Genomic DNA, 13,432 nt, shown 5'->3' with positions numbered 1-13,432 from the left:
CCATGAGTAAAAAAATCAAACCACTGTTAATTGTAACGTTCCTCTCCTTCTTCTTTATGATCGGACAGGATATTGAAAAGCATGCCCCCAAGGGATTTGATGAAGCTAAAAGTTCCATTGAGAAAGGAAAAATTGATAGTATTAGCTATCCATCCAAAACCGTAGGTACCGATAGAAAGGCACTCATCTATACTCCTCCTGGTTTTACAAAATCAAAGCGCTATCCAGTGTTGTATTTATTACATGGCATCGGTGGCGATGAAAAAGAATGGCTTAAAAATGGAGCCCCGGCGGTAATTTTGGACAATCTCTACGCAGAAGGAAAATTGGAACCGATGATTGTGGTCATGCCCAACGGCCGGGCAATGAAAGATGATAGAGCAGTTGGCAATATTTTTGCGGAGGACAAAGTGGCCGCATTTGCCACTTTTGAAGAAGACTTACTAAACGATCTGATGCCGTATGTCGAGAAAAAATTCAAAGTCTATAAGGACAAGGAGCACCGTGCCGTTGCAGGGCTCTCTATGGGTGGGGGGCAAACCCTAAATTTTGGCTTGGGCAATTTGGATACCTTTTCTTGGGTAGGCGCATTCTCATCGGCCCCAAATACCAAAATACCTGAACAACTACTACCAAACCCGGAAAAGGCAAAGGAATTAAAGGTGTTATGGATCAGTTGCGGCGATGCCGACGGTCTAATGCCCTTTAGTAAACGTACGAGTAATTATTTGAATGAATATGAGGTACCCCATATTTTCTATGTGGAGCCGGGCGGACATGATTTCGAAGTGTGGAAAAATGACCTGTACATGTTCTCTCAATTATTATTTAAACCGGTTAATGCATCCCTTTTCAACAAATACAGTGTCTTGGGACTGCCGGCAAGCACCAATGTAAGACGGTCATCCTATCCGCAAATACTACCGGATAAGCGGGTTATTTTCAAAACCAAGGCTCCAGATGCCAAAGAGCTACAAATAGACCTGGGTAAAAAATACGATATGGTGAAGGACGATGAAGGGTTTTGGACCGTCACCACAGACTCCATCACGGAAGGTTTTCACTATTATTCCCTGATCATCGATGGGGTAGCGGTAGCGGACCCCGCCAGCGAATCGTTTTACGGAATGGGCCGCATGGCCAGTGGGATAGAGATTCCATTTAAGGGAGATGGGTACTATAGCTTAAAGGATGTTCCCCATGGCGATATCCGCATAAACAAGTACTATTCAGAGGCCTCCCGTTCCTGGCGGGAAATGTATGTCTATACGCCTCCAGGATATGATGGGTCGACCGGCAACTATCCCGTGCTCTACCTTTTACACGGCGGCGGCGAAGATCAAAGGGGCTGGGCCCAGCAAGGGAAGACCCATCTAATATTGGACAATTTAATTGCCGAAAACCAAGCGAAACCGATGATCATTGCCATGTTAGACGGAAATGTTTCCTCGGGCGGTCTTGCCGGGTTCAACGAAAATTCGTTGAAAGCCTTTGAAAATGAGCTTAAACAAGGGGCGATTCCCTTTTTAGAAAATAAATACCGTGTAAAGACAGATGCTGATAGTAGAGCCTTGGCCGGACTCTCCATGGGCGGATTACAAACGCTTTATGCAGGTATTCAGAATACGGATATGTTTTCTTATCTCGGCGTTTTCAGTTCGGGATGGTTCGCCAATAACGATGAACTGTCGGGTCCACAATATGCTTTTATGAAAGTGCATGCCGAGAAAATCAATAGCAATTTGAACCGGTTCTTTATTTCCATGGGAGGTAAAGAGGATATCGCTTATCAAAACTGTCAAGTGATGATGAAAAAATTTGACGAAATGGGAATCAAATATGAGTACAGCGAATATCCGGGAGGACATACATGGCCCGTTTGGCGACATGACCTTTATACATTTGCGCAACTATTATTTAAAGAGTAAGCGAATTACACCTATGTGTATTTTTAAAAATTCAGTACAGACAACCTTTAGGACAGCCAAATAGCAACGTTAAAATAAATTAAACTCATTAAAACAAGACACTATGTTACACCAATTTAAATTCGCAATTCTAGGCATGCTATCGCTCTTTGCTATATCAGCCTTCGCACAAGACGGTACCATCTATCCCCTTGAGGCCCCTTCGGAGCCAAATGCCATTCCACTCAACACCGGTGGGGTGGATGACCAACCCGCATCGGAATCTTGGTTTAAACAGTGGGGCGACCCTATGGCGAGAAATATCACAAAAGCGACTTTGACGCCTTTCCTTCCCGAGCCTGGAAAAGCTAACGGAGCAGCGGTCATTGTGGCACCCGGTGGTGGTTTCAGATGGCTTTCTTTAGGTAACGAGGGGTGGGAAGTAGCTGAAGCACTTGCCAAGCAAGGATACGCTGCGTTTGTACTTAAATATCGTCTGCACCCTACGGCGGACTCGCTTGATGATTTTACGGCTTGGATGAACCGACCCCGCCCTCCTGCACCTGCTGAAAATTCAAATGGGAAAAAGGACGAAACACCTGCCCCCCGTAGGCAAATGGACCTGTCTAACCAACTAGAGGATGCAGAAGCCGCCTACGCCATGATAGTAGACCGCGCTAAGGAGTGGGGCGTTGATACCGATAGAATAGGAATGATAGGCTTTTCGGCGGGGGCGGGACTTACTATGCATTCAACGCTTCATTCAAAAACTATGAAATTAGCTTTTATAGGCCCAATTTATGGTGGCATGGGACCCGTTGAGGTACCTAAGAATGCCCCACCAATGTTCAACGTAATAGCCAGTGATGACTTCCTTTTTAGGGGTCAGTTCGGGGTGATTGATTCGTGGTACAAAGCGGGGATTCCCGTAGAGTTCCACCTCTATCAAAACGGGGGACATGGTTTTGGTCTAGGAAACCCGAACCGTACAAGCAATCGTTGGTTCGATGCCTTTATTCATTGGTTGGACGTCAATGGTTTTCAATCCGACAAGGTGGTAAAATGATAACGCAATGAAATACTCGTCCATAGTTTTTGAACATCCCCATAAAAGATTTAGAGATGAGGGGAAAACGGAACATGACTTACGAGGAAAGCCTGATCACCATCTGTTATAAACTGAAAAGACTTATGGCAATCCCAGATCCTATGGCATTAAGAGTAGGTTGGAACCGCTTGGATTTGAAGCATATCCACAAATCGGAGCCATTTGGGCCATTTTGGACCGCTTTCTTTTCCAGAACCACTGGTTTCACCTCCAAAAATCCATCCACAAAACACACATCACATCGCTATGGATCAAAATCAATGCACTATTTTTATACGAAATGGGGGTTCTGCAAGGGCTCCCGTTAGAACCAACTAAACTGAATTTTTATGAATGAAAACGTAGCCAAACCAAATCGGATACTTTCAATTGATGTCTTGAGGGGTTTCGATATGCTATTGATCATTTTTGCAGATCGATTTTTTATCGGCCTAAATCAGGGGGCAGGCACTCCCTTTACTGAATTTTTAGCAGAACAATTTGACCATCCGGAATGGTTTGGTTCTACGTTCTATGATATCATCATGCCTTTGTTCTTATTTGTTGTTGGGGCGGTAATTCCATTTTCTTTATCCAAAAGGATGCAAGCAAGCACGTCAATGACCTCTATTTATCGGAAACTAATCAAGCGTTTTATCATACTCTTTATTCTTGGTTGGATTGTTCAGGGTAATTTATTGGCCCTTGATGCAGCGCAGTTTCACATTTTCAGCAATACATTACAGGCTATAGCCGTTGGATACTTCTTTTCATGTATTGCATATATTCACCTTAAAAGAAAATGGCTCTATTTTACGTTTGCCGCTTGCCTTATTATATATGCGTTGCTTTTGACGATTCCCCACGTTCCGGATGTGGGAAAGAGCGTCTTGCTGCCAAATCGTAATTTTGCGCTATACGTCGATCATTTGGTTTTTGGGAAATTTGACGACGGCCTTCAGTATACCTGGCTACTTACCGGGTTTGGATTTACAGCCACGACCTTGTCAGGAGTTTTTGCAGGTGAATTAATCAAATCAAATCTTCCCCGAAAAAAAATTACGTCATACTTATTCGTCGCTGGCCTACTTGGAATAGCACTAGGATTGATTTGGGGAATATGGCATCCCATTATTAAAAAAATATGGACCAGCTCCTTTGTGCTGGCATCATCAGGAGTTTGCTATCTATTCCTGGCGTTTTTCTATTGGATTATTGATGTACAGGGCAAAACCAAATGGTCATTTCCTTTAAAAGTAATCGGCATGAATGCCATCACCGCATATGTACTTTCCCATGTGATTAATTTTGCCAAGATTGCAGACTTCCTTTTGTTCGGGTTGGAGCAATATACGGGTGCTTATTACGGCATGATAACCACAACGGGAGGTTTCGGCATTCTCTATCTGTTGTTATGGTATATGTATAAAAACAATACTTTTATTAAAGTGTAGAGGCAAAATTAAAAACATATTGTACCTACTTTCTTTAAACCTCATAAGGGTTCTAAAAATAGAAACTACGTTAAAACGATTGTTTATCAAGACCGTAACCGTAGGCCACATTCAGCTAAAGCGGACTTTTCTTGCTATTTGTCACCACACTGAGCTAAAAGTAAAGAATTTGCGCTAGGGCACGTTAATGGTTGTAACTGCTGGGGGCTATCTGTAGAGAACTTAGAATTTTATTTTTCCCGGCCATCAACTTGTCTTAGCCTATCTAGTCGGTGTCTCAGCAGCTATCGGTGAAGTTTCCTTCACTTGTTATCTATTGATGAATGGGGCTAGAATAGAAAACCATAGACTTGAAAAATAAAAAGAAAAAACCAAGCCAGTCTTCATCCGTCAGCTATACTAGTTTTTTAGCCTTCATCATTCAGAACCTTTTACCGAGGTATTGTAATAGTAAATTTGCTTTAGATTTTTAAATTTTTGCGCCAGAACTAGCGATTCATTGGTAATATTTGTAAAGGAGAGATTTAGATATTCAAGATTTTCAAGGTTGGCCAATTTCCCGATTCCTGCGTCCGTAATATTATTCCTATCAAGTCTTAATCTAATAAGGTTTGAAAATGAATTAATGATATCCAAATGATTATCGGTAATGCCACTGTTCTTCAAATCAAGATAGGCAATATGTTCACTTACCTCCTTGAGGACTTCGAGTTGTTTTCTGGTTATTTGTTGGCCAATAGTTACGGATACATCTAAATAATTTAGGTTTTCGGAGAGCGGGCCAACATTAAAACCAGATGATATCAAATTATCGATGGTTGACTGATCGATAGGGTCTATGGGATCGTTGAGTACGGTCTTGTATTTGCCAATCTCTAGATACTTTTCAATTCTATCCTTAACTTCTCCACTAGCCCCAAGATCTACCAAAGTAGCTTTAGATTTTGCCCCGGCATCAATCCACCATTCAATAATACCTATCTGAGCTTTCGATAACGGTGTCTTTCCCTCGGGAGGCATAAAGTCTTCGTCATCATGTGCCAGGGTGATCCGTTTATACAGCTCACTGGTCACACTACTCCCTGGCACGATGGCCTGACCCGATTCTCCTCCTTTCATCATATTCTCGAAAGAAGTGAGCAAAAGCTCTCCCTTTTGTTTGTCGCTATTATGACAACTTATACATCGGGCATCTAACATAGGCATAAGCACATCTTCGAAGACCATGGCAGAGTCGATATGAGTGATTTTTTTATAGCTACGGTCGACTTTGGGCGAAAATCCCGCAACTTTTCTCACCATATTGGGAGCATACTGAAACAAGTACGATGAGCCATGGGTCAAATTACCCCCTAGATGCCCTGTATAGGTTAGAAGTATCAGTACAAGAACAAACCCTATCCTTTGAACAAGTGGTTTGCTTCTACCTTGACCTTTCTTTCTATACACCAACAGGGCAAAGGAAAAAATTGTGAGGCCAATGCCTGCCCATTGATGCAGAAATACGGCATCCTCGTTATATCCCCCTTCTAACGATAACATATACCCCAAGATACAGGCCAACGCAGCGCTTATTCCACCTAAGAGTAGGGTGAAGTCAACAATATGGGCAGAATTTCGAAAAGAGTTGAATTTACTCCCCATATGGAGAATACCTGCAATAATTAAAAAACCTATTGGTAAATGCACAACCAAAGGGTGAAATCTTCCGATGAACAGTATAAAATCGCTTACTTCATTTTCCATAGCGCTGTAGAGCCCACCTAACTGAGGGCTTTATTGATCTTTTCCTTTTAATTTATGGATGCTTTTTTTTATCACCATGGCGATTTACACTAATGCTTTATGAATGAAGCAATCAAATGATTCAAAAGTATTTTCGTTATGATGTTACGGAAGATAGACACATATCTACGCCAGAATATCTTTCACAACGTTCCCGTGTACATCGGTCAACCGGTACCTTCTTCCCTGATGCTTATAGGTCAGTCTTTCATGATCGATCCCCATCTGATGTAAAAGGGTAGCTTGAAAATCGTGAACATGAACAGGGTTTCTAGTAATATTATAACTGAATTCATCCGTTTCCCCATAGGTAATGCCAGGTTTAATTCCACCACCGGCCATCCAAATGGTAAAACATCTTGGGTGATGATCTCGTCCGTAGTTGGTCTCTGTCAACTTTCCTTGACTAAAATTGGTACGTCCAAATTCACCACCCCATATCACCAGGGTATCATCTAAGAGTCCCCGTCTTTTTAGATCGGTCACCAAAGCCGCCGAAGCTTGATCGGTATCCTTGCACTGCGAGGTAATATTCATTGGCAAATCGCTATGTTGATCCCATCCCATATGATACAATTGTATAAACTTCACATCCCTTTCAGCCATTCTCCTAGCTAGAAGGCAATTAGCTGCATAGGTTCCTGGTTTCCTTGCTTGTTCTCCATACAATTCAAATACCTCATCAGGTTCATCGGAAAGGTCGGTCGCCTCGGGTACCGATGTTTGCATTTTATAGGCCATTTCATACTGTGCAATCCTAGATTGGATTTCGGGATCACCGAATTCATTCATTCTTATATCGTTCATTTTTGCCAGTACATCCAATACATGTCTTCGAGATGCCGAAGTAATTCCCTCGGGGTTTTGTAAATACAAGACCGGGTCTTTTCCCGATCTAAACTGTACTCCCTGGTGAAGGGAAGCAAGAAATCCGTTCCCCCAAAGTCTTGAGTAAATGGGTTGGGGGCGTTGTGCACCTCTAGAAAGTAAAACACTGAACGTGGGTAGGTTTTCATTCATACTGCCCAAGCCATAACTTAACCAAGAACCTATACTGGGTCTACCAGCTTGTTGCGATCCCGTTTGAAAGAATGTAATGGCCGGGTCATGATTGATGGCTTCGGTATGCATAGATTTGATAAAGCAAAGGTCATCTACCACTTTGGCCGTATGCGGCATTAAGTTACTTACCCAGGCACCACTTTGGCCATGTTGTTTGAAATCGAATATCGAAGGGGCTAATGGAAATATAGATTGACCAGAGGTCATACCTGTTAATCGTTGCCCCTGTCGTACAGATTCGGGTAGATCTTGCCCTCTCATTTTCATAAGAAGAGGTTTGTAATCAAAGAGTTCGATTTGAGAAGGCCCTCCGCTCTGAAAAAGATAAATAACCCTTTTTGCTTTTGGGGCAAAATGGGGCATGGGAAGTGCTTTTGAATCTGATCCGGTCAACAAATCGGTACTTTTCGGAACACACCCCATTAAGGAACCCAAAGCCAAGCCTCCTATACCCAAGCTGGTTTTTGACAAAAAATGTCTCCGATTCATTCTATGCAGGTGTTCTGAATATGGGTCGCTCATAATTACTGATTTTTACGAATGTTTGGCCTCGTCTAGATTAAAAATTGCACTTGCGACGACTGTCATGGCGGCCAATTTACTTTTATCGATTTCTTTGTCGACCTTGGAAGCACCGATAGCAATAATTTTGGCATCGTTATTTGCCTCTACATTAAATCTGGCCAACTCGGTATCGTAAATCTCCATCAACAATTCCACTTCCTTTTCGGAAGGCAATCTTGAGATTACTCTTTTAAATGTTTTTTTTATCCACTCTGATGGTGCTTCGGCTGTATCTACAACCTGCTCTGCAAGCACTCGAGAGGCTTCGATATACTGTGGGTCGTTCAAAAGAACGAGGGATTGCAAAGGGGTACTTGTGGCTTGACGTTTTACGGTACACATGGCCCTTTCAGAAGCGTCAAAGGTAAGCATTGAAGGTACGGGTATGGTCCGCTTCCAGTAGGTGTATATGCTCCTTCTATATAAATCCGGTCCTTTGCCGGCCCTGTATTTGTTTTCGCCGATCTGGTTTGCCAATTCCTTCCAAATTCCTGCAGGTTGATATGGTTTTACCCATTTACCCCCAATTTTATCATGAAGTAATCCACTGGCAACAAGCGCCTGATCCCGCATCATTTCAGCAGTATGTTTTTTATAGGGGCCCCTTGACAAATAGCGATTTTCAGGGTCCATTCTATAGTTTTTCTCACTAACCCTTGAAGATTGCCTATAGGTAGAGGTCATGACCATCATCTTAATAGATCTCTTGATGTCCCATCCATTATCCATAAAATCAAGCGCAAGCCAATCGAGTAGTTTAGGGTGTGACGGAAGTGCTCCCTGATTCCCAAAATCTTCAGGGGTTTCTACCAAACCTTTACCAAATAGGGTCTGCCAAATTCTGTTAACAGTTACTCTACTGGTTAGTGGGTTTTTTTTATCGAACAACCATTTGGCAAGACCTAGTCTATTTTGCGGCAAATCTTTGGAAAATTCAAGAATAGCTTCGGGGGTGTCGCGTTCTACAACTTCCGTTTTTGCATCATATACTCCTCTATCTAAAATGTAGGCCGGTTTTATACTATCCGATTCCTCCATAATCATTACATACGGTATCTCTGTATCCTTGCCTCTTACATCCGATAATTTTTCTTTAAGCTGATTCCATTCCTTACTTTCCTTGTCCAGATACATACGATATACCAAGCTCCGATCAAAATCAGGTTTGGACCCTATTAGGTATTTTATTTCTAAAGGACTTATTTCTCTACCGTAAAGGAATACCTCGTCGATCGAACCTATGAAACCGCCATATCCGCTTTTATTTATGGCCCTTGTCATCCAATTGCCCACAGTTACAGGATTACCAACCAAAATGTTCTTACCTTCTAGGTTGTCAGAGACTACGATGGTCTTTTGTTGCGCTCCGTTCACAAATAATTTTACGCCGGACGCTTTTCCGGAACCATCGTATGTTGCAAAAACATTGGTCCATTCATTTATTGGGATTTTAGTTTTTGTTTTAACTTCTACTTTGTGTTTTTGTGAATGGATAAGTTCAAAAACAAAACTATTGTCGGTATCCAAATAGATACCATACCCTCCTTGACTTAGCTCTCCATTTCTCCTAGAGAGTAAGCCAGCTTTTAGCGTGCTCTTTTTTAAAGAATTGATCCATCCCCCTAGGGAAAACTCCTCATTATGCCCAAAATCTCCAACATCCCCGATAACCAGAGTATTCTTTCCATTAAATTCAATGGCCTTGTTCAACTTGCCTTCGGTTATGGACGGGTATGGGATGTCAGCATCTAATTTATCATTCAAGGTTCCGGCAAGTGTTTTGGTAACTTCATCCTTGAGGGATCCTGATTCCTGAAAATCCATTTTATAATGAGATTCCAATTTTTCAGTTTTAAGTTCTTCCCAATCTAAGGTTTTGTACCAATTTTTCAATTTCCTATCCTCAATTTCAAGTTCAAAATTAAATTGGTCTTCTTCCAATTTGGCCACCATTTTCTTGATATCGGAAATCTCCTTCTCCAACAATTCGTTTTCATACTTCATAGCGGGCTTGGGCGCGAGGTCGAAATAGCTAATCCTTCCTTTTTCGTTAATATTATTGAAGAACGCATATACTTGGAAAAAATCTTTTTGAGAGAGCGGATCATATTTATGATCATGGCATCTGGCACATTGCATGGTCAGTCCCATAAAAGCGGTCCCGAATGTTTGCACGCGATCAGCCACATATTCGGTCAAATATTCCTCTTCAATAACACCGCCCTCTTGAGTAATGCCATGATTCCGATTGAAGCCAGTCGCCAATTTCTGTTCAAAAGTAGGGTCGGGTAATAAGTCTCCCGCCAATTGCCACGTTACAAAATCATCATAAGGCAAATTATCATTATAGGCCTTTATGACCCAATCGCGCCATGGCCACATGGTCCTTGGCCGATCATCCTGATACCCATGTGAGTCGGCGTACCTAGCGACGTCGAGCCATTTACTCGCCATGCGCTCTCCATAATGAGGGGACTCCAATAACCGATCGACCACTTTTTCAAAGGCATCAGCAGAATCATCACTGACAAAATCGTCAACTTCTTCTAGAGTTGGCGGCAACCCAATTAAATCAAAGGTAACCCTGCGTATCAATTCTTCCTTAGTAGCTTCAGGAGCTTGCTGTAAACCAAGCTCTATCCACTTATCCGCAACGAAATTATCTATAGGGTTGCGTGCCCAATCTTTTTCTTTGATTTTCGGGATTTCAACTTCCGATGGTGCTGTAAAAGCCCAATGCTTTTTATATTCCGCTCCTTGCTCTATCCATTTTTTTATGACTTCAATTTCATACTCCGATAGCGCAACATTGAACTCCGGAGGTGGCATTTTAATGTCCGGATCAGTCGATGTGACTCGCTGATACACCATACTATGCTCTAAATCACCTGGCACGATAGGGTAGCCCCCTGATTCTAGTAATGTTTTAAATGCACCCTCTTCGGTATCCAACCGTAAATCGGCTTTCTGATTGGCCATATCCGGTCCATGACAGGCAAAACACTTATCGGAAAGAATAGGCTTTACATGAAAATTAAAATCAACTAGGTCCGGTAATTTTTGTTCGGTTGGCCACCCCTTTTCAGATGTGCCTTCACCACATCCTAACAGAAATATAGCTAGTATCACAAAAATCCATGAAACCCTATTCCAAATCTTTATATGCTGCATTTGTCGTCTTAACATAAAATATCATTCTTTCAAATTTCAGTAAAAAAACCCCAACTTTAAAATAGAATCCAAATTCATTGTACTAGGCTTCTGAAAATCTCCACTTTTCTCAAGAGTTTGTTACTGGTATCATCTTCAAGGGAACGCTTCTGGGAGGCATACCACAGGTTCCGTTCCCATAAATCGGTGGAGAAAGTAGTGCACCCATATCTTTGACTTATTTTTTAAAGTAGCATACCCTTTTAAAAGCTATTTTGTTTAATTTAACCACTTTACGAAAAAGAGTACGTCTTCAAAAAGGCTAAGACTACAATCTGCCAGACCGCATCATGTTTAGAATCTTTAGGAAAAATTAAAAAATCAACACGTATGATTTACAGCAAAACGAACAGAATACAAATCCTCTTCTTTCTTTTTCTTATGGCTTCATTACATCTTACAAGTCAGTCTATTTGCACTTGGCATCCCGAAAAAAAAGAGTTGGAGTTTTCTTTGGAGCGTATCTCGGGCATTCTTAATTGCGATCTGCAGAAGGAGCATGGAAAAAGCCATCATTTCAGTAACGTAATTCACAAGCCAACAGGCACGAAGATCAGCCCTGATGAGGGAAGCATGGCGGGAACCGGCATGTTGAATTTTTTTAGGGTACTTATCGAGGGCGGATACCTCACCGAATTGCGTGTGGAAGAACCCTTATTGGAACCAACGGAAGACGGTATCATATGTACATGGATGCCCACAATTCGGCGGCAAGCTAAAGTAAAAGTGAAATTTACGTTCAGGCAACCGAACATCATTGATATGGACATGTGGGTAGAAACACTTACCAACTATCCGGCATTCGAAATCTTGTTATCGGCCTATATGGCACCTGGCTTTGAGTCTGGTGTATACGTGGCCAAGGAAGAGTTTGGCCCAATCGAAGCGGAACAAATCCGAGTGATCGATCAGCCGATGATCCATGGAATCTGGCCCTTCTTTCCTCGTGACGAGGCAGGTGCAAACTTGCTAACGGATGGTCGTCACCAAAAAGGACGCTGGTTTTGGAGGATGGCAATAGGTAGAAGATACGCCATGCCTTTCGGTTTTTTCAGTAAAAATGGAGTAGACGCCATACTTATGGGACGCCCTGAAGATGTGTATGCCGTAGGGGCAACCTATAAAGGTGATCCTGAAAATGATAACGTGGCCGGACACCGTAGCCTTTATCTATCTTTGTTCGGTGAAGATTTTAAAGCCGGAGAAGGACGACATACTCAAATGCGTATGATTATCGATGACTTTGGGAGCGATGCCAAAAAGCACAAAGAATTATTCCAGTCTTTTTTAAAGGACACGGAATCAAAACCCCGATCATTTCAAATCAACCCAGCGCCAAAGACAAAGTAATTCTCGGACCTACCAATCGCTGAACTAATCTTTCAAATCGTGAACGGCACCTACTCTGTTGAGTAGATCAAAACCAATAAAGCCACTTTTAAATACTAAGATACATGAACAAAAAGCGCATATTATTTACCGGGGGATCTGGGAAAGCAGGAAAACACGTCATTCCCTACCTTCTTGACCAAGGCCACAGAGTGATGAACGTAGACTTGGTTTCACTGGACTACCCTGGTGTAGATAACTTAATCGCCGATATTACGGATTCCGGACAAATGTTCAATGCCATGAGATCGTATGCAGGTCTAGATGAACTCGAACCGGGGAACGGCGTGCCAACATTCGATGCCGTCGTACACTTCGCCGCCGTACCCAGAATATTGATCAATCCGGATAATGAAACTTTCAGGGTCAATACCATCGGCACCTATAATGTGATCGAAGCCGCGGTTAAACTCGGAATCAGAAAGATTATTATTGCATCCTCCGAAACCACCTATGGCATCTGTTTTTCTGATGGCCAAACCGACCCTAAGGTGCTTCCCCTAGAGGAAGATTATGACGTCGACCCCATGGATAGTTACGGATTATCGAAGGTTGTAAATGAAAAAACGGCCCAAGGCTTCCAACGACGGTCGGGATTTGATATTTATGCCCTTCGTATAGGGAATGTGATCGAGCCTCATGAATATGCCGAACTCTTCCCCTATTATTTTAAAAACCCTGAAGTTCGACGTAGAAATGCGTTCTGCTATATAGATGCGCGTGACTTGGGGCAGATCGTGCATTTATGTTTGGAAAAAGACGGCCTCGGCTATCAGGTATTCAATGCAGGAAATGATAACAACAGTGCCGTTATCCCCTCTATGGAATTAGTGGAAAGGTTTTTTCCCAATGTGCCGATTAGCCGGGAATTGGGAGAGCACGAAGCTTTGTTTTCGAATCGAAAAATACGTGACGTTCTTGGATTCAAGGAAGAACATAACTGGCGAAAATACGTGGAATGGGACTGATTTCGA

The 13,432-nt window shown here is 42.3% G+C and carries 8 protein-coding genes; 5 read left to right on the top strand and 3 right to left on the bottom strand.

The genetic code is table 11. From position 1 onward, the window contains the following. Nucleotides 1-2 precede the first annotated feature (2 nt). The 3 genes from F2B13_RS20025 to F2B13_RS20015 all read left to right on the top strand — a co-directional run bounded on the left by F2B13_RS20025 (nucleotide 3) and on the right by F2B13_RS20015 (nucleotide 4,448). On the top strand, nucleotides 3-1,928 hold the full coding sequence (locus tag F2B13_RS20025) for an alpha/beta hydrolase-fold protein (RefSeq protein ID WP_198439924.1): 1,926 nt from the start codon (nucleotides 3-5) through the stop codon (nucleotides 1,926-1,928). Between the two features lie 103 nt (nucleotides 1,929-2,031). After that, complete coding sequence (locus tag F2B13_RS20020) at nucleotides 2,032-2,973, top strand: alpha/beta hydrolase (protein ID WP_149277739.1); 942 nt, start codon at nucleotides 2,032-2,034, stop codon at nucleotides 2,971-2,973. Nucleotides 2,974-3,344: 371 nt separating this feature from the next. Continuing rightward, nucleotides 3,345-4,448 carry an acyltransferase family protein gene (locus F2B13_RS20015; RefSeq protein WP_149304974.1) on the top strand — a complete coding sequence of 368 codons (1,104 nt, stop codon included), beginning with the start codon at nucleotides 3,345-3,347 and terminating at the stop codon, nucleotides 4,446-4,448. Nucleotides 4,449-4,865: 417 nt separating this feature from the next. Here the strand turns inward: F2B13_RS20015 and F2B13_RS20010 are convergent, their stop codons facing one another. The 3 genes from F2B13_RS20010 to F2B13_RS20000 form a co-directional block, all read right to left on the bottom strand. Further along, nucleotides 4,866-6,194, bottom strand: coding sequence for a c-type cytochrome domain-containing protein (locus F2B13_RS20010; RefSeq protein WP_149304973.1), 1,329 nt, complete (start codon nucleotides 6,192-6,194; stop codon nucleotides 4,866-4,868). Nucleotides 6,195-6,359: 165 nt separating this feature from the next. Further along, the gene (locus tag F2B13_RS20005; protein ID WP_149277736.1) at nucleotides 6,360-7,817 is read right to left on the bottom strand and encodes a DUF1501 domain-containing protein; all 1,458 of its coding nucleotides are present in this window, start codon (nucleotides 7,815-7,817) and stop codon (nucleotides 6,360-6,362) included. Between the two features lie 12 nt (nucleotides 7,818-7,829). Continuing rightward, entirely contained in the window at nucleotides 7,830-11,045 is a 3,216-nt protein-coding gene (locus F2B13_RS20000) for a DUF1553 domain-containing protein (RefSeq protein ID WP_149304972.1), read from the bottom strand. 354 nt (nucleotides 11,046-11,399) lie between these two features. Between F2B13_RS20000 and F2B13_RS19995 the strand changes: the two genes are divergently transcribed. Together F2B13_RS19995 and F2B13_RS19990 are read left to right on the top strand one after the other, a co-directional pair. Further along, entirely contained in the window at nucleotides 11,400-12,419 is a 1,020-nt protein-coding gene (locus F2B13_RS19995) for a hypothetical protein (protein ID WP_149277734.1), read from the top strand. Nucleotides 12,420-12,523: 104 nt separating this feature from the next. Beyond that, nucleotides 12,524-13,426 carry an NAD-dependent epimerase/dehydratase family protein gene (locus F2B13_RS19990; RefSeq protein ID WP_149304971.1) on the top strand — a complete coding sequence of 301 codons (903 nt, stop codon included), beginning with the start codon at nucleotides 12,524-12,526 and terminating at the stop codon, nucleotides 13,424-13,426. Nucleotides 13,427-13,432 lie beyond the last annotated feature (6 nt).

It is taken from the genome of Pareuzebyella sediminis, assembly GCF_008367235.1.
In the GTDB taxonomy this organism is placed as follows: Bacteria; Bacteroidota; Bacteroidia; order Flavobacteriales; family Flavobacteriaceae; genus Pareuzebyella; species Pareuzebyella sediminis.
Note: the sequence above shows the minus strand (reverse complement) of the source record. Positions and strands in the feature narration are given on the sequence as shown.

Coding starts and splice junctions, on each gene's coding strand:
- F2B13_RS20015 (WP_149304974.1), top strand. CDS start 3,345: ATGAATGAAAACGTAGCCAAACCAAATCGGATACTTTCAATTGATGTC.
- F2B13_RS20000 (WP_149304972.1), bottom strand. CDS start 11,045: ATGTTAAGACGACAAATGCAGCATATAAAGATTTGGAATAGGGTTTCA.
- F2B13_RS19990 (WP_149304971.1), top strand. CDS start 12,524: ATGAACAAAAAGCGCATATTATTTACCGGGGGATCTGGGAAAGCAGGA.
- F2B13_RS20025 (WP_198439924.1), top strand. CDS start 3: ATGAGTAAAAAAATCAAACCACTGTTAATTGTAACGTTCCTCTCCTTC.
- F2B13_RS19995 (WP_149277734.1), top strand. CDS start 11,400: ATGATTTACAGCAAAACGAACAGAATACAAATCCTCTTCTTTCTTTTT.
- F2B13_RS20005 (WP_149277736.1), bottom strand. CDS start 7,817: ATGAGCGACCCATATTCAGAACACCTGCATAGAATGAATCGGAGACAT.
- F2B13_RS20020 (WP_149277739.1), top strand. CDS start 2,032: ATGTTACACCAATTTAAATTCGCAATTCTAGGCATGCTATCGCTCTTT.
- F2B13_RS20010 (WP_149304973.1), bottom strand. CDS start 6,194: ATGGAAAATGAAGTAAGCGATTTTATACTGTTCATCGGAAGATTTCAC.